18 protein-coding genes are annotated in these 20653 nt (G+C 45.7%); 5 read left to right on the top strand and 13 right to left on the bottom strand.

Annotated elements, in window-relative coordinates; all coding sequences use genetic code 11:
- Positions 1–43: 43 nt before the first annotated feature.
- The 10 genes from rsuA to IE070_RS11955 all read right to left on the bottom strand — a co-directional run bounded on the left by rsuA (position 44) and on the right by IE070_RS11955 (position 12317).
- Positions 44–736, bottom strand: coding sequence for a 16S rRNA pseudouridine(516) synthase RsuA (gene rsuA / locus IE070_RS12000; RefSeq protein ID WP_189483431.1), 693 nt, complete (start codon positions 734–736; stop codon positions 44–46).
- Positions 737–868: 132 nt separating this feature from the next.
- Positions 869–1630 carry a 3'(2'),5'-bisphosphate nucleotidase CysQ gene (cysQ, locus tag IE070_RS11995; protein ID WP_189483430.1) on the bottom strand — a complete coding sequence of 254 codons (762 nt, stop codon included), beginning with the start codon at positions 1628–1630 and terminating at the stop codon, positions 869–871.
- 423 nt (positions 1631–2053) lie between these two features.
- A complete protein-coding gene (cysC, locus tag IE070_RS11990; protein WP_373296974.1) occupies positions 2054–2665 on the bottom strand; it encodes an adenylyl-sulfate kinase in 612 nt (203 codons plus the stop codon).
- Between the two features lie 57 nt (positions 2666–2722).
- The gene (gene cysG, locus IE070_RS11985) at positions 2723–4144 is read right to left on the bottom strand and encodes a siroheme synthase CysG (RefSeq protein WP_189483429.1); all 1422 of its coding nucleotides are present in this window, start codon (positions 4142–4144) and stop codon (positions 2723–2725) included.
- A gap of 384 nt (positions 4145–4528) precedes the next feature.
- Positions 4529–6073 (bottom strand): alkyl hydroperoxide reductase subunit F, encoded by a 1545-nt coding sequence (ahpF, locus tag IE070_RS11980; protein WP_189483428.1) that lies wholly within the window; start codon positions 6071–6073, stop codon positions 4529–4531.
- Positions 6074–6252: 179 nt separating this feature from the next.
- Positions 6253–6819, bottom strand: coding sequence for an alkyl hydroperoxide reductase subunit C (gene ahpC, locus IE070_RS11975; RefSeq protein ID WP_189483427.1), 567 nt, complete (start codon positions 6817–6819; stop codon positions 6253–6255).
- A gap of 326 nt (positions 6820–7145) precedes the next feature.
- Positions 7146–7892, bottom strand: a complete 747-nt coding sequence (locus IE070_RS11970; protein ID WP_229797053.1) for a substrate-binding periplasmic protein — start codon at positions 7890–7892, stop codon at positions 7146–7148.
- Between the two features lie 95 nt (positions 7893–7987).
- Positions 7988–8737 carry a phosphoadenylyl-sulfate reductase gene (locus IE070_RS11965; RefSeq protein ID WP_189483426.1) on the bottom strand — a complete coding sequence of 250 codons (750 nt, stop codon included), beginning with the start codon at positions 8735–8737 and terminating at the stop codon, positions 7988–7990.
- Between the two features lie 47 nt (positions 8738–8784).
- A complete protein-coding gene (gene cysI, locus IE070_RS11960) occupies positions 8785–10503 on the bottom strand; it encodes an assimilatory sulfite reductase (NADPH) hemoprotein subunit (protein ID WP_189483425.1) in 1719 nt (572 codons plus the stop codon).
- Entirely contained in the window at positions 10503–12317 is a 1815-nt protein-coding gene (locus IE070_RS11955; protein WP_189483424.1) for an assimilatory sulfite reductase (NADPH) flavoprotein subunit, read from the bottom strand. The genes cysI and IE070_RS11955 overlap by 1 nt, the downstream gene beginning before the upstream one ends.
- Positions 12318–12486: 169 nt before the next feature.
- On the opposite strand from IE070_RS11955, the gene IE070_RS11950 reads away from it, so the two are divergent.
- Entirely contained in the window at positions 12487–12834 is a 348-nt protein-coding gene (locus tag IE070_RS11950) for a RidA family protein (protein WP_189483423.1), read from the top strand.
- 5 nt (positions 12835–12839) lie between these two features.
- Here the strand turns inward: IE070_RS11950 and IE070_RS11945 are convergent, their stop codons facing one another.
- Entirely contained in the window at positions 12840–13238 is a 399-nt protein-coding gene (locus IE070_RS11945) for a gamma-glutamylcyclotransferase family protein (RefSeq protein ID WP_189483422.1), read from the bottom strand.
- 59 nt (positions 13239–13297) lie between these two features.
- Here IE070_RS11945 and IE070_RS11940 point away from each other — a divergent pair, with 59 nt between their 5' ends.
- From IE070_RS11940 to IE070_RS11930, 3 genes are all read left to right on the top strand, one after another.
- The gene (locus IE070_RS11940; RefSeq protein ID WP_229797052.1) at positions 13298–14515 is read left to right on the top strand and encodes a M28 family peptidase; all 1218 of its coding nucleotides are present in this window, start codon (positions 13298–13300) and stop codon (positions 14513–14515) included.
- A gap of 84 nt (positions 14516–14599) precedes the next feature.
- On the top strand, positions 14600–15049 hold the full coding sequence (locus IE070_RS11935) for an NfeD family protein (RefSeq protein ID WP_189483420.1): 450 nt from the start codon (positions 14600–14602) through the stop codon (positions 15047–15049).
- A gap of 21 nt (positions 15050–15070) precedes the next feature.
- Positions 15071–16006, top strand: coding sequence for an SPFH domain-containing protein (locus IE070_RS11930; RefSeq protein ID WP_189483419.1), 936 nt, complete (start codon positions 15071–15073; stop codon positions 16004–16006).
- An 81-nt stretch (positions 16007–16087) separates the two neighbouring features.
- Here the strand turns inward: IE070_RS11930 and ubiK are convergent, their stop codons facing one another.
- Positions 16088–16393 (bottom strand): ubiquinone biosynthesis accessory factor UbiK, encoded by a 306-nt coding sequence (gene ubiK / locus IE070_RS11925; RefSeq protein ID WP_189483418.1) that lies wholly within the window; start codon positions 16391–16393, stop codon positions 16088–16090.
- Between the two features lie 198 nt (positions 16394–16591).
- Here ubiK and rep point away from each other — a divergent pair, with 198 nt between their 5' ends.
- Entirely contained in the window at positions 16592–18607 is a 2016-nt protein-coding gene (gene rep / locus IE070_RS11920) for a DNA helicase Rep (RefSeq protein WP_189483417.1), read from the top strand.
- A gap of 18 nt (positions 18608–18625) precedes the next feature.
- On the opposite strand, the gene IE070_RS11915 is transcribed toward rep, so the two are convergent.
- Positions 18626–20488 (bottom strand): sensor domain-containing diguanylate cyclase, encoded by a 1863-nt coding sequence (locus IE070_RS11915; RefSeq protein ID WP_229797051.1) that lies wholly within the window; start codon positions 20486–20488, stop codon positions 18626–18628.
- Positions 20489–20653: the final 165 nt, after the last annotated feature.

Here is a 20653-nt window from a genome sequence, read left to right as displayed (position 1 = left end):
AAAGCCGACATTAGCACGTCGGCTTTTCATATTTAGCATCAGGCTAGTACAATAATGCTAACTCATCAGGGCTAATTGCACGATATTCCCCTTCAGCCAAATCAGCTGGCAGTTGTAAACCGCCTATGCGCTCGCGGTGTAGCTGCTCCACCTTATTACCAATAGCGGCAAACATGCGCTTTACTTGATGATAACGCCCCTCGTGAATCGTCAGTAAGGCTTCATGTTCGGCCACAATTTCTAGCTCTGCAGGTTTAGTCGGATCTTTTTCACCGCGTAGCATAATGCCTTCGGCAAACTGACTGATGGCTTCGGTGGGGATAGGATCGGCCGTCCATACTCGATAGGTTTTGGGAACATGGTGTTTAGGTGACGTTAAGCGATGTGACCATTGCCCATCATCGGTAATCAGTAATAAGCCTGTCGTATCCAGATCAAGACGACCGACAGTATGCAAACGCTCAACTAAGGGCTCGTCCAGCAGTTCAAATACCGTTTGATGCTCAGCGTCTTCATTCGCACATAAAAATCCTGCGGGTTTATGCAACATAAAATAACGTAACCCAACCAACTGTAATTCGTTACCATCCAGTATCACAGTGTCGCTGTCAGACACCTGTCGCGCAGCTTGTTTTACTAACTCGCCATTAATTGTGACTAAACCCTGGCGCACACTTTTACCGGCTTGCGAACGGGTTAAGCCGGTGCAATCACATATATATTTATCTAAACGCATAAGCCACCTATCGTTATTCAGCTGTGTAACTCAATTTTTGCCTATTATACCCAGAATTCTTGTAGATTCGCTGACAAGACATCAAAGACTACATCTGAGAACGACACAACGGAAAAGGGCAGCGTAATACACTTACTCTTTGATTGCTGAAACAATAAAGTACGGGTTCAGTAAATTTTCCCGCTGATACACATTTTCTGTTAATCCCTCAAAGCGCACGGTCGCACCGGCTTCTGTCGCCACAATATGACCGGCCCCCGTATCCCACTGCATGGTGGGACCAAAACGCGGATAAATATCAGCGGCCCCTTCGGCCACTAAGCAAAACTTTAGTGAGCTACCGACCGGTACCATTTCATGCTGGGCAAAGCGCGTTAAATAACTGGCTAAATCGGGGCTAGGATGACTACGACTGCCAACAACGCGCACAACGTCTGGTGTTGAACTGACCTGAATTGACTTAATACCTGCTGCAGTTTTTAAGAAAGCACCTTGCCCTATTGCTGCATAATAGGTTTTACCCAGCACAGGAGCATGCACTACGCCAAGGATCGGCTCGCCGTGCTCAATTAAGGCAATATTGACGGTAAATTCGCCATTACGCTTTATAAACTCTTTGGTGCCATCTAAGGGATCGACTAACCAATAACGTTGCCATTGCTGCCGAATCGTCCAGCTAATATCAGCCGCTTCTTCCGATAAAATGGGCGTATCTGGGGTCAGCGCTGTTAATGCTTTCACAATTAGTTGATGAGCGGCTAAATCTGCCGCAGTCAGTGGCGAGGCATCCGCTTTGTCAGTAATATTAAAATTACTGCTATCTTGCTGATAAACCTCTAAAATAGCTTGACCTGCTTGTTCGGCGATCTCAATAATACTGTTTAAAAATGGCATGGTGTTTTCCAATCATATTTATTTCGCAAACAAAAACTCTAACTCACTAGAAAATAAGACTGAACTGGTAACTCAGCTCTGCAAAGAGCGCTGTTTCAATCTCTAATTTGTTCTTGCACGAAGATTTGCAGATTCACGTTCACAGCATACGGCGGCTAAACGCAACGTATCGCTTTTTAGTGGGACCGCTGTGAATACATCCTTGTACGGTTATAAACATTCATCCTGAAGTTTACCCTGTGGGCCAGCGCAAGCACTGTTCAAATTCGTTCCTGACGAATTTGTGAGGTTTTTCATCCCTGAAAAACACGTCCCCTAAAAAGGATACTCTGCGTTTACCGCCTCGTTTGATATCACTTTTAACCATTTCTACAGAAGGTTCTTTTGAACCAGCAACACTCATAATCTTGGAATGATTTCAAACTACGTAATGATCCCGTTATGAGTCAATAATGCCAATAACTGCTCAACGCTTTGCTCCAGCGTGCTTTCGGCAGTATTGATTACTAAATCGGCTGCCAGCGGCGCTTCGTAAGGATCGGAAATGCCAGTGAACTGGCGAATTTCGCCGGCGCGCGCTTTCTTGTATAAACCTTTTACATCGCGTTGCTCACACACTGCTAAAGGTGTAGCGATATGAATTTCCAGAAATTTGCCTGCAGGCACCAAGCTTTTCACCAGCTCGCGCTGGCTGCGATATGGGGAGATAAAGGCGCTTAACACCAAAAGTCCAGCATCGACCATCAGACCTGCGACCGCGCCTACCCGACGTAAGTTTTCGGTACGATCGGCTTCGCTAAAACCTAAATCGGCACATAAGCCGTGGCGCACATTATCGCCATCGAGCAAATAGGTATGGATACCTTTCGCCACTAAGGCTTGCTCTAAGGCATTGGCCACCGTGGATTTACCCGAGCCACTTAAGCCGGTAAACCAGAGTACGGTACTTTGATGACCTTTAATTGCGGCACGCTTTGTAGCGTCAATTTGATAGTCTTGCCATTTTATATGGCTGTTATCGGGCATTTGGCTCATTACTATTCCCTAGTATTTTTGCTAGCTTAGCGGCTAAGCTTATATTAACTCAAGCGCTTAGGCTAAATTGGTTATAGGTTGGGAAAAAACTGCGGCGGTTGGGCGCTGTCCAAACCAGTGCAGTTGTGATTGTAAACTCACCACCTCACCAATCACTAATAACGCTGGCGATACCACCTGCTGTTGTGCTACCAGCAAGGCAAGCTCGGCTAAGGTGCCAGTAACCACGCGTTGCTCGCGCCGCGTACCGTTTTCAATAATGGCTAACGGTGTGTCGGCTGCACGTCCAGCCGCTAACAGCTGCTGCTGAATATCTGCCGCTTTCATAATGCCCATATAGATCACCAGCGTTTGATTGGGCCTGCTCATACTATACCAGTCTGGTTCATCACCAGATTTTCGACAATGCCCCGTTACAAATTGCACACTTTGCGCATGGTCGCGATGCGTTAACGGAATACCCGCATAGGCAGCACAGCCGGCGGCTGCGGTAATACCAGGTACAACCTGAAAAGAAATGTTCTCAGGCAGTAAGGCTTCAATTTCTTCGCCGCCACGGCCAAAGATAAAAGGATCACCACCTTTTAAGCGACACACTTTTTTTCCTTCCTTGGCCAATTGCACCAATAGTGCGTTGGTATCTTGCTGCGGCATCGAATGTGCTCCGGCTTTTTTACCAACGCAAATGCGCTCCGCATCGCGGCGTACTAGCTCCATAATGTGTGGCGATACTAAATAATCATAAACCACTACATCGGCCTGTTGCATTAGCTGCAGCGCTTTTAAGGTTAATAGCTCTGGATCACCGGGGCCAGCACCGACAATCCACACCTCGCCTTCACGGGCGGGTTGGGTTTCTAATAAATCGGCTAACCGTTGTTCGGCAGCAGCGGGGCGATTCGCTTCTAACTCCCGCACAACCTCAGAGTCAAACACCCGCTCCCAAAATTGCCGCCGCGCGGCAAAGCCTTGAAACTTGGCTTTAACTTTATCGCGAAAACGCCCGACTAATTCCGCCAATGGCCCTAAATGTTGCGGTAATAAGGTTTCCAGTTTTTCACGTAAGCGTCTTGCTAACACGGGGGCGGTGCCGAAACTCGAGATAGCAATAATAATTGGGCTGCGATCGATAATAGACGGGAAGATAAAACCGCATTTAGGCTGATCATCTACCGTATTGACCAGCATATTGCGTGTAGTAGCCGCCTCATAGACAGCGGCATTCACGTCGTCATTATCGGTGGCAGCAATCACCAACAACTTGCCGTCCAGCAAGTGGGGTTCAAAGTAGCCTTGCAGTAACTCGGCTTTGCCTTCGGCTTGCCAGGCTAAAAACTCCGGTGCAAACTCGGGAGAAATCACGCTCAGCTTAGCGCCAGCACTAAGCAAAGTGCCTGCTTTACGCAGCGCCACACTGCCACCACCGACAATTAATACCGGTTTATCAGTCAGTTTAACGAAAAGGGGTAAATACTGCACAGCCGGCGGCTCCAAGCAAAACATCATCAATAGGCTATTAGCTTAACCAGCTTAAGCAAAAAGCGGAAATAGCAAATTACGCTCAGTTATAACCAAAGGCTATCAAAGAAGCATATTTCTATATCTAAACCACCGCGAGATGCGTGGTAAATACTGCAGGACGAATGCAATAAAAGAGAATATTGCAAAGCAATGTTGACGATCTAACTTGGGTAACTGCAACATGGAAGTGTCAATGAGCAAACAATAGCGCATGCGATTGGGCAAATAAAAAAGGCGGCAACCAAAGGTTGCCGCCAACAGGGATGAGAGAGTATCCCGCGCTATGAAAGGGTAACACTCAGGTTAACAGCAGCGCATTGTTAACCTGCAAAACTACAATGCTTACTGACGGATCAGGTAATCAAAAGCACCCAGTGAGGCATTAGCACCTGCACCCATGGCAATAATAATTTGCTTAAACGGTGCTGTTGTTGCGTCACCAGCAGCAAACACGCCTGGTACAGAGGTTTGGCCACGTTCATCGATAATAATTTCACCACGGGGTGATAATTCCACTGCGCCACGTAACCATTCGGTATTAGGAATCAAACCGATCTGAACGAAAATACCCGCTAACTCAACATGCTTGGCTTCGCCCGTTTTGCGATCAGTATAGTTAATACCGTTCACTCTGGTGCCATCACCGGTCACTTCAGTCGTTTGCGCTTCAGTGATAATGGTGATATTGCCCATTGAATTGGCTTTTTTCACCAATACTGCATCAGCACGCAGCTCAGCAGCAAATTCCAGCACAGTTACGTGTTCAACAATACCTGCTAGGTCAATGGCCGCTTCGATACCGGAGTTACCGCCCCCGATGACTGCCACTTTTTTGCCTTTAAACAGCGGACCATCACAGTGCGGGCAGTACGCCACACCTTTACCACGGTATTCCTGCTCACCTGGCACGTTCATTTCGCGCCAGCGAGCACCTGGGCTTAAGATAATCGTTTTGCTTTTTAACACCGCACCATTGGCGAGTTCTAGCTCAACTTTATCTTTCTTGCTCAGTTTAACCGCGCGCTGATTGTTCATAATATCCACGTCGTATTCACGAACGTGTGCTTCTAAACCGGCCACTAATTTTGGACCTTCGGTATATTTCACCGAGATAAAGTTCTCAATACCCACGGTATCAGCCACCTGGCCACCAAAACGCTCTGCTACGATACCGGTATTTAAGCCTTTACGGGCTGAATAAATAGATGCTGCGGCACCGGCTGGACCACCGCCGACCACTAACACATCAAAGTCAGCTTTGTTCTTTAACGCTTCGGCTTGACGCTTCTCAGCATTAACATCGATTTTCTGGATGATTTTCTCTAAGGTAATGGCGCCTTGTGAGAATAATTCGCCATTTAAGTACACCGACGGTACCGCCATAATATTTTTCGCGGCCACTTCGTCTTGGAACATGGCGCCATCAATCATCACGTTAGTAATGTTCGGGTTAATGGCTGACATAATATTCAGCGCTTGCACCACTTCTGGGCACGTCTGGCAGCTTAACGACACATAAGTCTCAAATTTAAAGCTACCGCTGATGTTTTTGATCTGCTCAATCAGATCCGCGTCTACTTTTATTGGGTGACCGCCTGAATGCAGTAAGGCCAGAACTAAAGAGGTAAACTCATGGCCAAGCGGTACACCGGCAAAGGTAATGTGCGTATTTTTCGCAACTGAACGCACTAACATGGCAGGTGCACGTTCAGCAGCACTGTCATCACGACGTAAAGTCACTAAATTCGATAATTCGGCAATATCGTTTGCCAACTGATTCACTTCGGCTGCTTTGGCGCTCTCGTCTAAAGACACCACCAGCTCAACCTCGGTTTTCAGGTTCTGCAGATAAGTTTTTAATTGTTGCTTCAGGTTAGTATCTAACATCACTCTTCTTCCTCAAAAAATTCAGGTTTTCGCATAGCAGCAAAGCAGGGGGGATCAGGCCGACAAAAGCGTCGGCCAGACACCAAACTTACGTTTGGCAGTGTGAAGCTGGGTTACAGCTTCACGGAGAGGCTGTAATCAGCTTACAACACTGCAGTTACCTGCATGTTGAAACAAAATTAGATTTTACCAACTAAGTCTAAAGACGGTGCTAAAGTCGCTTCACCTGGCGTCCACTTAGCTGGACATACTTCGCCATCGTGGTTGGCTACGTACTGAGCCGCTTGTACTTTACGGAACAATTCAGCAGCTGAACGGCCAATACCTAAGTCATGAATTTCACATACTTTAACAACGCCTTCAGGGTTGATGACGAAAGTACCACGCAGTGCTAAGCCTTCTTCTTCAATCATCACGCCGAAGTTGCGCGTGATAGCACCTGTTGGATCAGCGATCATTGGGTAGTTGATTTTCTTGATAGTTTCAGATGCATCGTGCCATGCTTTGTGCGTGAAGTGTGTATCAGTAGATACTGAGTACACTTCTACACCGATTTCTTGGAACTTCGCATAAAAATCAGCCAGATCGCCCAGTTCAGTAGGACATACAAATGTAAAATCAGCTGGGTAGAAGACAACAACAGACCATTTGCCTAGTAAGTCCTGATCCGTTACTGGAACGAATTTACCCTGATGGTATGCAGTAGCTTTGAACGGCTTGATTTTGGTATTGATAATAGAAGACATTGTCTTGCTCCTTTGGGTTAATAAAACATGTTGTGTTTCAACTGAGGCCAGTTTACCTAAGCCTGAATTATTTTTAAAACGAATAAAACAAATCGTCTTAATCGGTTTAATAGATAATAAGTCTCTTTGACCATTACGTAATTGCGCGAAAAAAGACCATATTCTTCTACGTAAAGTTCAGAGAGAAAATGCAAAAATGAACATCTGCGAAATTTGCCGTACTAGACGTTTGGGCAGAATAAGCAAATTTCAATAGTTGCGCAGCAATTAGCATAATAACTTAACGGGATAACATGTCAGTTTTCTGACAACAAGACATAAAAAAGCTAGGGATGGGAAGGTTTTAGAAAACGTTCTTGTAACTGTTGAAACTCGCCATTTTGGCGTAATGTATCCAATGCCGCCTGTAACCGCTCGACCGTTTCCAAAGGCACCTCTGGATGCAATGCAAGATAGTTACGCCCCACTTCAGACAGATCAATCACTGAAATCACGGCATCACTAGTTTGTTGATGCTTTGCTAACCAAACTGGCAAAATAAGATCAGAAGCAATTAACAAATCGACTTTGCCATGCAAAAAGGGTAAAACAGCATCCGACTTACTGTTAAATTGCAATAAATTAACGTCGAGCTCAAACCCCATACTCTGCAAATACAGTTCGTAAATATCGCCACGCGCTACAGCAATAATAAATTTTTTGGCTTCTTCTAACGTTTTAGGCGGGGTATCGCTTCGCGATTTTAACCAGTACATATTCGCCTGGGCATGGGCTAGAGGCCCCACCCATTTAAACTGTTTTTCACGTAAAGTATTCCGGGAGGTGGAATACAGGGCTGCGTTAGTATTCTTCTGAACCGCTTCAAAGGATCTTAACCAAGGTAATAAATGAAATTCACAGGCAATCTCCGCCAATTGGCAAGTACGGCGCACCAATTCCGTATTTAAGCCGGTAATTTTTTTATCTTGCTCAAAACTGTAAGGTGGAAAATGCTCAGTATATACCGCCAAGCTGTCTGCCTGACTCTTCACTGCAGCGAAAACCAATCCCAACAACAATAACCATTTTGTCACGGTACAGACTACATATCATTCTTTAATGTATTAAATATGGCTGAAAACCCACCATATTGGTAGCTGTTACCCTAAAATCTTTCTTGCTGCTGCAATTAGATACCATCACCATCCATATGTAAGCCACACTCGCGGCCAAAACCATTAAAGCGGGTATCTTCTTCGCTCATCCCAGGTTCAAATTTAGCGGTAGAATGGGTGTCACCTACTGACAGATAACCCTGTTCCCACAATGGATGATAAGGCAAGTTATGTGCTTTCAAGTAGTAGAACACATCCTTGCTACTCCAATCGATAATCGGTTGTACCTTCACCACGCCACGGCTGATTTCAACAATGGCTTTATCCGCACGGGTACTGCTTTGGCTGCGGCGCAAACCGGTAAACCAAGTGCCGACATTGAGTTCGCGCAATGCCCGCTGCATCGGCTCCACTTTATTGAGCTGATTATATTGCTTAGTGCCCTCAGCCGTTAACCATAACTTACCGTAACGGGCTTCCTGCCACTGGGCTGATAGCGCAGAGCGGTAAATCTGCAAATTTAATCCAAGCTGCTCGGTCAGTTGATCAATAAACTGATAGGTTTCTGGGAATAAATAGCCTGTATCGGTCAGCACTACCGGCAGATCCGGTTGCTGCTGCGTAACCAGATGCAACATCACCGCCGCCTGAATCCCAAAGCTGGAGCTCAGCATAGGGCTCGCCGGCAAATGTGCCAGCGCCCAGCGCACCCGCTCAGCAGTACTGAGTGGGGTTAGCTGATGATTTATCTCAGCTAACCATTGCTGCTGTGTGGCCTTGTCTTGTTGCAAAATAGTGCGGTAATCTTCAGCTACAGCATTCATATTTACTTCCCTCACCCGGTTACTCACCGCCACAAAACCACACTTACTTAAGCATGAAAATCAGTTTTAGATACTTTGACTTCAGCAACTATGCCCACTCGCACCACAAAATCACCAAAACACTCGCCAGTCTCACGCTCATTCGCCCAACGACCAATCAAGCCATCAAGCTGATTAAGAATGTCGGCTTCCGCCACATTATCTAGGAACAATTTAGGAATGCGGGTCCCCACTTTATTACCGCCTAAATACACATTGTATTTACCCGGCGCGCGCCCCACTAAACCGACCTCGGCTAACATGGCACGGCCGCAGCCATTCGGGCAGCCCGTTACCCGCAGCACAATATGATCATCATCCACACCGTTTTTGCTTAGCAAACCTTCAATTTTGGTCACCAGCTCAGGCAGATAACGCTCGGCTTCGGCCATGGCGAGTGGACAGGTTGGGAAAGACACACAGGCCATCGAGTTTTTACGCTGCTCGCTATGGGTATCATCCAACAAGCCGTATTGCCGAGCTAACTCCTCAATGTGCGCTTTTTGCGCGGTGGGCACACCGGCAATAATCAGATTTTGATTCGCCGTCATCCGTAAATCGCCCTGATGGATTTTGGCAATTTCGGCCAAACCGGTTTTGAGCGGTTTACCTGGGAAATCCAGCACCCGACCATTTTCAATAAAGAGGGTGAGATGATGTTTGCCATCAATGCCTTCTACCCAACCAAAACGATCGCCACGGCTAGTAAACTCGTAAGGTTTTACCGGTTCAAAGGCCACACCGACGCGCTTTTCCACTTCGCTACGGAAATTATCGACGCCAATCCGATCGATGGTGTATTTGGTTTTAGCATTTTTGCGATTTACCCGATCACCATAATCGCGCTGCACGGTGACCACATGTTCCGCCACTTTCAGCACATGTTCTAGGCTAATAAAGCCCAGTTCTTCGGCACGACGCGGGTAAGTAGAGGTATCGCCAAAGGTCATGGCTAAGCCGCCACCCACCAGTACATTAAAGCCAATAAGCTGGCCGTTTTCGGCAATGGCTACAAAATTTAAGTCGTTAGCATGCACATCCACATCATTGTGTGGCGGGATCACTACCGTGGTCTTAAACTTACGCGGTAAGTAGTTATCACCCAGCACCGGCTCAGTTTCTGTGGTTTCTACTTTCTCTTCATCTAACCAAATCTCGGCATAGGCTCGGGTTTTCGGCAATAAGTGCTCACTGATTTTAATGGCCCACTGATAGGCCTCTTGATGCAGCGCACTTTCCACCGGGTTAGACGTACAGAGCACATTACGATTCACATCACCGGCGGTGGCAATGGAATCGATGCCAATCTGATGTAAAAACTGATGCATAGGCTTAATATTCGGTTTTAACACCCCATGAAACTGAAAGGTTTGCCGAGTGGTTAAACGGATACTGCCGTACATGGTTTGCTCGCCAGCAAATTTATCAATGGCCAGCCATTGCGCCGGGGTAATAATGCCACCCGGCATACGGGCACGTAACATCACATTGTGTAGCGGTTCCAGCTTTTGCGCCGCACGCTCCGCCCGAATATCGCGGTCATCTTGCTGGTACATACCGTGAAAACGGATCATCATAAAGTTATCGCCGGTAAAGCCACCGGTGATTTCATCTTTGAGATCCGTTGTGATAGTGCCACGCAGATGATCACTCTCTGCTTTTAAACGTTCGTTGTCCGACAGTTTGCCCGGCGCGACAAAATCAGGATTTATTGGATACTGGCTCATTAATACACATCCTTCTGATAGCGCTTGGCTATGCGTAACTGATCTAAATACTGTTGGGCAGCTTTTTCATCTTTGCCGCCTTGCTGCTGAATAATGGTTAACAGGGCCTGATGCACATCTTTGGCCATGCGTGCGCCATCACCACAAATATACAGGTGTGCGCCCTGCTCTAACCATTGCCATACCTCAGCAGCCTGTTTTAATAACTTATGCTGTACATAGACTTTTTCGGCGGTATCGCGACTAAAGGCCACATCTAACTTAGTGAGTAAGCCTTGTTTTAAGTAATTTTGCAGCTCTACCTGATACAGGAAATCTTGGGTAAAGTGCGGATTACCAAAAAACAACCAGTTTTTACCGCTGGCTGCGCGTGCATCACGCTCTTGTAAAAAGGCGCGGAATGGCGCTATACCAGTGCCTGGTCCAATCATCAGCACCGGCGTATCATCATTTTCTGGCAGACGGAAATTATTGTTGCTCTCAACAAAAACTTTAATGCTGCCGCCTTCGGTTAAGCGCTCGGCTAAAAAGCCCGAGGCGCCGCCTAAATGCGGCTTACCAAAGGCCTCGTAACGCACTACACCCACCGTTAAATGCACTTCGTCTTCCACTTCAGCTTGCGACGACGCAATAGAATACAAGCGCGGCTGTTGCTTACGCAGCGCATCGATCAGCTGCTGGGCACTAATCAGCGCCGGATGCTCGCGCACAATATCAATGATTTGTCGATCAGCCAGATAAGCGCGCAGCGCAACTTTATCGGCTAACAAGCTGAGTAAGGTTGCGTTATTACTCGCTTTGGCGTATTTGTCGACAAAAGCCGGGTAAGATTGCGTCAACTCTAATTCGTCAGTTAATGCCTGAGTAACGGTAAATTTTTGGTCGGCAAGTTCTACTGGCGTATCACCGGCAATTCCCGTTAACAGTAACAGCTCGCGCACTAACGCCGGATCGTTACTAAAATAGACACCTAGCGCATCGCCTGGCTGATAGGTTAACCCTGAACCCGCCAACGAGATTTCGATATGCCGTACGTCTTTGGTGGAATCACGACCGGTAATTTTCTGATTAGTATATAACTCAGCAGTAAAGGGTTGCTGTTTGTTATAGACGCTGACTGCAGCGGCCGTTTGGGTTGCACCTGGCCAAGCAATCACGTCTGCTGAAGCTGCTGGAGCCTTGGCAAACTCAGGCTCTAACGTCGTAATCAGGTTTTGCTGCCAAGTTGCGGCGGCGGCGGCATAGTCTACATCCAGATCGGCACGCGCAATCACCGCTTTGGCGCCTAACTCGGCCAAACGCTGATCAAAATCTTGTGCCGTTTTGCAGAAGAACTCGTAGCTGGTATCGCCAAGGCCCAGCACGGCATAGCGTAACTCGGGTAATTGCGGGGCTTTTTTACTAAACAAATAGTTATAAAAGCTAATGGCATTTTCTGGCGGCTCACCTTCACCATAAGTCGAGGTAACAATCACCAGATAGCGCTCATTTTTTAAATTAGCCGCTTTATATTCGGCTAAATCTTGCACCTTTACGCTAAATCCTTTGGCGCTTGCCGCATCGCCAATGTCTTGTGCGACATGCTTAGCATTGCCGGTTTGCGAACCAAATAAAATGGTTAAGGTGGCGGCAGGGGCGGCAACTGCAGCGGGTGCCGTGCTAATGCCTTGCCCAGCGAGCTGCGCGCTAGCGGCCAAATAACCACTTACCCAGGCTTGTTGAATCGGATTGAGCTGACTCACTAAACCCTGCAATTGCGCGATCTGTTGCTCAGACAACGGACTAGCTTGTGCTACGAGGGAAGATAAAAGCATAAAATATCCTGCAAAAATATATTATTCACATTTTAGCCGTCTAAACGGGGGTAGGTAAAAGAATGGATCTCTCTTCTTTATTCCAATAAGTAATTAAAACGCTATTCGAATGCATTTTGCTATTTACCAACAGCAACTGCTAAACTCAAAAAAGTTGACGGAGGTGCTTATGAGTTTACAACGCGTTGATACAACTAGCCGATATTCTGAAGCAGTCATTGTGAATGGCTTAATTTTTTGTGCGGGTATGGTACCCGACACCCAAGCTTCTGATATTAAAACACAAACTGAAAATGTATTGAGACAAGTCGAAGCCTTATTGGAACGTTGCTTTAGTGATAAAAACAAACTGGTAGATGTCACCATTTTTTTAGCCGACTTAGCAGACTATGCCGCCATGAACCAAGTATGGGATGCCTGGCTACCCGCAGGTAAAGCGCCAGCGCGTACAACAGTAGCGGCCAAACTGGCGGATCCACATTGGAAAATTGAAATTAAGATTGTTGCTGCACAATAACGACGTTATTGATCTGCTAAAAAGTCACCATGGGGCAGTAATCTTAAACCTGATATATCACGATTATACAGGTAAGTCGTGGCGACATAGTGCTGACCATCTATAGCAATGGCACTAATCTGAGCCTTACGATACTCGTGAGGCTCAACAAAGCCTTGGCCGACACCCTCATATTGATCAAGTAACGGCCATAATTTTGCCGCATCCAGCACTTTATAGAGCTCACCTTTCACTTCATAAGTCGGGGATTTGATTACCAAGGCTGGATAAGCCCCTACCGAATAGAGTTGTCCTGCAACGTGACCATCAGCAAAAAATTCGACATAACGCAGCATGCGCTGATGTATAGGATGTTGTGCCGCACGACGCAAGGTACCGTAAACAAATAAATACTCAGTAAACATAGAATGTGATTTTTTGAACCTATTATTTTTTGAACCTGTTATTTTTTGAACCTGTTATAGTGAAGCCACGACTGCAGCTGCAAGTTAACGCTTTAACAACAGCTAGTTTAACAGCTTATGGCATTAACACGCATCTTACTGAGCAATCGAGCGATTACACCAAAACCCGCGCGCGAGTACTTTTGGGGAACTGTGAAGGAAAAATGATGTTTTTAAAGAAAAAACGCTATATAGCTATTCTAATTATTACGATTGTCACTGCATTAAGTCTCGTTTTACTAAAACCACTGTGGCTCACACAGCTTACCGAATTAGAAGCCGAGCGTATCAGGCTTATCACGCCAACCCAGGTGGCACCAGCTAGCTTAGATCGAATTAATCGCGAACAATTGATGGCTGATTTACGCTGGCTGGCCGATGCAGAGCGCCAGGGACGGGCGCCAGGGACGCCAGGCGGTATTGCTGCAAGAGAGTGGATTGCTGAACAATTTGCTGAAATTGGTCTCGAACCCGCAGGAACCGAGGGCTTTTTTCATCCCTACAGTGTGAAGGAACATTTTTCATTTAGCCGCTGGCTCAGAGGCAGAAATGCCACTATTCCTGGCGTAGAAAACGCAGCGAATGTGCTGGGTCTGCTGCCTGGTACAGTACCCGGCCTAAAACCTTTAGTACTCACCGCCCATTATGATCATTTAGGGATGCATGGCGATACCATTTTTTATGGCGCCGATGATAATGCCTCAGGGGTGGCAGCTATGTTGGAACTGGCACGCTATCTAAAAGCGAATCCGTTACAGCACCCGGTATTATTTGTAGCACTGGATAGCGAAGAAAAAGGCTTACAAGGCGCGGTGGCACTCTTTCGCACGGAATTGTTACATGCTGAGCAGTTAGCCTTCAATATCAATATTGATATGTTAAGCCGAGATACACAGCAATTATTATTTGCAGTGGGTACTTATCATCATCCTTGGTTGTTACCCTTGCTTGACGAGTTACAACCGCAAAGCGCCGTCAAGTTGCTGCCAGCACATGATCGGCCTTGGTACTTAGCGGGCAATACCCAAGACTGGACGTTAAGCTCAGATCATGGTGTGTTTCATCAAGCTGGCGTACCGTTTATCTATTTTGGCGTGGCGGATCATGCCGATTACCACACCCCTGAAGATACGGCTGAAAAAGTAGATGTGATGTTTTACCATCAGGTTGTAGAAACCGTTTTGAGCTTTTTAACCTTACTTGATCAGCATTTAGCACAACGCGAAACCAGACCCTAAACTGCTTTGTAAAAGCAAGGTTACTAAAAAATGAAAATTACGCTAAACTGAACCCTACTCTACATAGTAAAAACGGAGGTTACCATGAGTACAGCCATGATTTGGATTATTTTCGGCGTGCTGTTGATTATTACAGAACTGCTCGCCACCAGTATTGCCGCCGTCTTTTTAGGGATTGCCGCCATTGTTGTGGGGTTATTGCTGCAGTTTGGCGTAATTGAATCTGCCAGTGCGCAATACACTATTTTTGGTGTCGTTAGCTTATTACTCTTATTTACGGCGCGTAGCCGTTTTAAACGCTGGTTTGTAGGTTACACCGCTGACAGTAACGAACAGCCTAGCTCATTGAGTCAAGATATCGGGGAACGCGTCACAGTGTTAGCCGATTTTCAGCAAGGCCAAGGCCGCGTTATCCTTAATGGTGTGCAATGGGATGCCTATTCAAGCGACGACTTAAAAGCAGGCGAACTTGCTAAAATCACAGCAAATCAAGGGATTCACTTACACGTAGCCCGAATGCATCACTCACAGTAATTAAACCTAGAGGGACACAGTATGGAAACATTGGATATTCAAACCATTCTAACTTTTGGCTTTGCGTTAGCCGTGGTCATCATTATCTTCAAATCAGCGCGCGTGGTTCCGCAACGAAGTAACTATGTGATTGAGCGTTTAGGAAAATATTCGCGCACACTCGACTCGGGCTTTCATATTCTTATCCCCTTTATCGACAAAGTGGCCTACATCCATACGCTGAAAGAAGAAGTTATCGATGTACAACGCCAAACCTGTGTCACCAAAGATAACATTCAGGTCGGCATTGACGGTATTCTGTATATTCAGGTGATTGATCCACACAAAGCCAGTTATGGCATTAACGATTACCGTTATGCATCATCGCAACTGGCGCAAACCACCATGCGTTCGGTAATTGGCCAAACGGATTTAGATAAAACCTTTGAAGAGCGTTCAAAAATTAACGAAGAAGTGGTGCGCGCGTTAGACGAAGCCGCGTCACCTTGGGGCGTAAAAGTCCTCCGTTACGAAATTGCCGACATTGAACTCCCTCTAAGCATCAAAGATGCGTTAGAACAGCAAATGCGCGCTGAACGGGAACGACGTGCTGCCATTGCTAAATCTGAAGGCGAACGTCAGGCTATGATCAATGTGTCAGAAGGCCAAAAGCAGGAAGTGATTAACCTGTCTGAAGGTGACAAATTACGCCAAATTAACGAAGCTGAAGGCCGAGCGCGTGAAATTGAATTAATTGCAATCGCCACCGCAGAGGGGATCCGGCAAATTGCTGAAGCCATCAACCACCCTGGTGGGCAAGAAGCAGTTAGCTTGCGTGTGGCAGAACAGTACGTTAAAGAATTTGGTAACCTCGCCAAAGCAAATAATACAATGATAGTGCCTGCCGAATTAGCCAATATTGGTGGTGCAGTAGCCGGGTTAACCGAAATATTGAAAATTGCACAACATAAAAAATAATAGCGAACACGTTGCTTAAGTAAAAAAGCCAGCAGAAAGCTGGCTTTTTTACATCGAACCCAAAATACCAAACGATTTCGTTTACGTTTGATCCGATGTAGGTAAATCAGTATGCTCAAACTGTTGCAACTTAGCGGCAGCGGGTGTTTTTTCGGCTAAAAGTGCCGCCAATTGCTGTTCCATAAGTTCCACTTTTTCGCGCGTACGCAGCAACACTTGGCGTTGCACGTCAAACTCTTCACGGCTAACAAAATCTAAATCGGCTAACTTGGCTTGTAGCACTTGTTTTACCTTTGCTTCTACATCATCAGCAAACTGGCGTACTTGTGGTGGAATAACTTGACCAATTTGTTTAGCAAGTTCTTCTATTTTTTTCGGATCAATCATCTTACTCTCCTGTATCACCTTGGCGCCTTGCGCTTAGCCTATAACTCAATATTGAAATACGCTAAACCGTTAAAAATTGTGGGCGGTGTGCACCTTAAACTCAACCATTAAATGTATTCTACCGCCAAATCGAGATTCGCGAATGCTATTTAGCGCTAAATTTCGTTACAATACCAGTCTTAGTGCAAGGGTAATTGAATGAAGTTAAATCCACAGCAAGATGCAGCAGTAAAATTTATCTCCGGGCCCTGCTTAGTTCTGGCTGGGGCCGGTAGCGGTAAAACTCGGGTAATTATTAATAAAATCGCCTACTTAATTCAGCAATGCGAAATGCCAGCCAGACATATCGCCGCGGTTACCTTTACCAATAAAGCCGCCCGTGAAATGCGGGAACGAATCAATGCACAATTGCCTAAGACGGCAACACGTGGTCTAACGATTTCTACGTTTCACACACTCGGGCTGGATATTTTAAAAAAAGAATATCGGCAATTAGGGTATAAAGCTAACTTTAGCTTATTCGATGATCAAGACAGTCTTGGCTTGCTAAAGCAACTTACTGAAAACGACTATAACGGCGATAAAGATCTTCTAAAAGCACTCCAAAGTAAAATTTCCAATTGGAAAAACGATTTAACCCTACCCGCTTTAGCACTGCAGCAAGCACACGATGCCGATAGCATCAGCCTAGCTAATTACTATCAGCAATACAGTAATATGCTGAAAGCCTGTAATGCCTTTGATTTTGACGATTTGATTATGCTACCCACGTTGTTATTTCAACATAACGTTGAAACACGGGAACGCTGGCAGCAAAAAATTCGTTATCTGCTGGTTGATGAATATCAAGATACCAATACCAGCCAATATGAATTAGTCAAATGGCTGGTTGGCGAGCGCCGTCGTTTTACCGTTGTGGGCGACGATGATCAATCGATTTATTCCTGGCGCGGAGCTAGACCACAAAACTTAGTATTACTTAAAAAAGATTTTCCCGAACTGAATGTTATTAAGCTGGAGCAAAACTATCGTTCTGCTGAGCGGATCCTAAAAGCAGCTAATATTTTAATTGCAAACAATCCACATGAGTTTGAAAAAAAGCTTTTTAGTGTGAATGGTTATGGTGTGCCACTGAAGGTGCTGCCTTGTAAACACGAAGAAGACGAGGCAGAAAAAGTCGTCGCCGAAATTATTTCGCACCGTTTTTCCAACCGAAGTCATTATCGCGATTATGCCATCTTATATCGGGGTAATCATCAATCACGGGTATTTGAAAAGTCGCTAATGACAAACCGCATACCCTATCGAATTTCTGGCGGCACCTCATTCTTTTCGCGTAGCGAAATTAAAGATGTGATGGCCTATTTACGTTTATTAGTGAATCAAGACGACGATAATGCGTTGTTACGGATTATTAATGTCCCTCGGCGCGAAATTGGCCACGCCACCTTAGAAAAAGTGGGTAATCTGGCAAACCAATTACACATTAGCTTATTTGCTGCTTGCTGCCATCCTGAATTGGCTAATCATTTGCCAGCTCGAGGATTTCAGGCTGTTCAGCAATTTGCACAATGGATTTCACAATTAGCCGACAACGCAACGCGCGCAGAGCCTGCTGAAGCCATCCGCGATCTCATTCGGCAAAGCCATTATGAGGCGTGGTTATTTGAAACCAGCCCCAGTCCTAAAGCCGCTGAAATGGCGCTGAAGAACGTAAATGAGTTATATCGTTGGATCACCGAAATGTTAGCAGGCAAAGACGATGAACCCGCCTTACCACTCGCCGAGGTAGTCAGTAAACTGTGTTTGCGCGATATGTTAGAGCGGCAAGAGCAGGAAGATAATGCTGACCAAGTGCAGCTACTTACGTTACATGCCTCGAAAGGTCTAGAGTTTCCCTTTGTATTTATGGTGGGTATGGAAGAAGGCATCTTGCCTCACCAGAGTAGCATTGATGAGGATAACGTAGAAGAAGAACGGCGTTTAGCGTACGTTGGTATTACTCGCGCACAACGCGAATTGATCTTTACCTATGCCAGAGAACGACGGCAGTACGGTGAGATCATTCGCCCTGAACCCAGCCGCTTTTTAACCGAGTTACCACAAGATGATTTGGAATGGCAAAAACCCAATCAACCAAAAACCGAAGAACAACGCCAACAAACGGGATTAGCAAACATTGCGCGATTACGCCAAATGCTAAATAAAGGCTAAGCAAGCGAGGAATGGGCGCTAACTCGCGCCCAGTGCTTTTAACATCTGATCTCGCATACTTGGCTGGAACACCGCGTAGCGACCACGCCCTAAAGCTTTAGCATGATACATTGCGGCATCGGCGTCACGTAACATGCCATCGGCATGATGATAGTCGGCTAAATAAGGTGCAATGCCAATACTCACTCCCGAAAGCACCGTATGCCCATCCAACATATAGGGTTGGCGAAATTTTTCTATGATGCGCTGTGCAATTTCTTCAGCATCCTGCTCAAACTGCAAATTCAGTAGCATAACCACAAACTCATCACCACCAAATCGCGCTGCGAGATCATGCTCCCGCACAGCGCTCTGTAACCTTTTACTGCTTTCAACTAAAAACGCGTCACCTACATGATGACCCAAGGTATCATTAATGAGTTTAAAACGATCCAAATCTAAAAACAGCAACGCCATACCCGTTTGTGGCTGGCGTTTACTTAATGCAAATTGTTGTTTTAACTGCTGTAAAAACATTTGTCGGTTTGCTAATCCGGTAAGTACATCGTGATTAGCATCGTAAAACAATTTTTGCTCCGCTTTTTTGCGCTCTTCTACCTGTAAACGCAAAAACAAATTCGTCTGCCGAAGCTCACGGGTACTTTCAAACACCTTACGCTCGAGTTCTTCTTGATGATGCTTTTGTTTTTCTGCTGCGAGCTTACGCTGAATCGCCACTGCAATATGCTGCGACACAAAACGTAAAATGGTTAATTCTTGCTCAGAATAATAATAATCGCATTCATAAGATTGTACGGCAATCACACCAATAACCTTATGGTCAATTTTCAATGGTGCGCCAAGCCAACTGCTAGAATGGCGATCATGCTGCTCCATACCACTCATGCCACGACGAATCTCACCTATATCCACTAACTGTTTAGCTTGATCGGCATTGATGAGTTTGGCTTCAGCACATCGAATCACGTATTCGGTGAAGCCGCGGCTAATGGGCCGATCGCGTGCAGCCGGGCTGTACTGATCGATATAAAATGGAAAGGTTAATTTAGTGTGGTCAGCATCTAATAAAGCGATATAACAATTCTCTGCTGCCATTAAGCCACATAAGACTTTATGGATGGCTTTATAAAACGTTTGCATATCTTGGCTGCTAGCGGTTAATTCTGAGATTTTATACAACGCCGCCTGCAGCTGCTCACCATGGATCCGTTCTTTTATTTCTTTTTGTAAAGAATCATTAATTTGTAATAACTGTACCGTACGTTCTTTTACGGTGCTTTCTAACAATTCACGACTTTTCACGCGATCTAACGCAATAACCGTGTGGGCACCAATACTACTAAACAACGTTAGATCGGCGTCATTATAGCGGTACAAGCTGTCATAAGATTGAATGGCCATAACACCAATCACCTTATCGGCTCGCCAAAGAGGAATGCCCATCCAATGCGCAGAAGGCGAGCCTTGCGCTTCTATTTCACCACTTAGCACCAGTTCTTTGAACTGCTGTTCATCGCACAATAATGGCTTCTGATAACGAATGACATAACCGGTAAGGCCACGTGAAAAAGCACTTGAGGGAACTGAAGACAACAATTGCTGATCTTTCTCATCGGAAAAATATTGCAATCGATAGTCTTGGGTAGCGCTGTCGTATAGCACCACATAAAAATTCTCAGCATGTAATTGCTCTGAAACCATTTTATGAATTGCAGGATAAAAATCAGCCATATCACTAATATGACTGGCCAGTTCTGATAGCTGTAACAATGCCCCCTGGATGGTATAGGCTTCTTTGTAGCGACTGAGCAGTAACAACAAGCGTCTTATTTTATTGCCCGCTTGCTTCAGCTGTTGTGGCAGTGTGAGTTGATTATTCAATCCCGCGATTCCGTTGCGAAAATAAAACTGGTCAGAGCAATAGTTATAAAGTGCTATTATGCATAAAGTTTAAACACATGGAAGAGCTAATATAAAAATGATTACGTTTAAGCAACGTCCGCACTTAAACAGTCAGTGACATTTCGGGCATAAAAAAACCGCGCC

Source organism: Alishewanella tabrizica (genome assembly GCF_014652375.1).
Lineage (GTDB): Bacteria > Pseudomonadota > Gammaproteobacteria > Enterobacterales > Alteromonadaceae > Alishewanella > Alishewanella tabrizica.
The sequence above is the reverse complement of the archived record's forward strand: the minus strand, read 5'-3'. Positions and strand labels throughout refer to the sequence as shown.

What these genes read in the sequence shown, in the direction of transcription:
- rsuA (WP_189483431.1), bottom strand. Translation starts at nt 736, where the DNA reads ATGCGTTTAGATAAATATATATGTGATTGCACCGGCTTAACCCGTTCG.
- cysQ (WP_189483430.1), bottom strand. Translation starts at nt 1,630, where the DNA reads ATGCCATTTTTAAACAGTATTATTGAGATCGCCGAACAAGCAGGTCAA.
- cysC (WP_373296974.1), bottom strand. Translation starts at nt 2,665, where the DNA reads ATGAGCCAAATGCCCGATAACAGCCATATAAAATGGCAAGACTATCAA.
- ahpF (WP_189483428.1), bottom strand. Translation starts at nt 6,073, where the DNA reads ATGTTAGATACTAACCTGAAGCAACAATTAAAAACTTATCTGCAGAAC.
- ahpC (WP_189483427.1), bottom strand. Translation starts at nt 6,819, where the DNA reads ATGTCTTCTATTATCAATACCAAAATCAAGCCGTTCAAAGCTACTGCA.
- IE070_RS11965 (WP_189483426.1), bottom strand. Translation starts at nt 8,737, where the DNA reads ATGAATGCTGTAGCTGAAGATTACCGCACTATTTTGCAACAAGACAAG.
- cysI (WP_189483425.1), bottom strand. Translation starts at nt 10,503, where the DNA reads ATGAGCCAGTATCCAATAAATCCTGATTTTGTCGCGCCGGGCAAACTG.
- IE070_RS11955 (WP_189483424.1), bottom strand. Translation starts at nt 12,317, where the DNA reads ATGCTTTTATCTTCCCTCGTAGCACAAGCTAGTCCGTTGTCTGAGCAA.
- IE070_RS11950 (WP_189483423.1), top strand. Translation starts at nt 12,487, where the DNA reads ATGAGTTTACAACGCGTTGATACAACTAGCCGATATTCTGAAGCAGTC.
- IE070_RS11945 (WP_189483422.1), bottom strand. Translation starts at nt 13,238, where the DNA reads ATGTTTACTGAGTATTTATTTGTTTACGGTACCTTGCGTCGTGCGGCA.
- IE070_RS11935 (WP_189483420.1), top strand. Translation starts at nt 14,600, where the DNA reads ATGAGTACAGCCATGATTTGGATTATTTTCGGCGTGCTGTTGATTATT.
- IE070_RS11930 (WP_189483419.1), top strand. Translation starts at nt 15,071, where the DNA reads ATGGAAACATTGGATATTCAAACCATTCTAACTTTTGGCTTTGCGTTA.
- ubiK (WP_189483418.1), bottom strand. Translation starts at nt 16,393, where the DNA reads ATGATTGATCCGAAAAAAATAGAAGAACTTGCTAAACAAATTGGTCAA.
- rep (WP_189483417.1), top strand. Translation starts at nt 16,592, where the DNA reads ATGAAGTTAAATCCACAGCAAGATGCAGCAGTAAAATTTATCTCCGGG.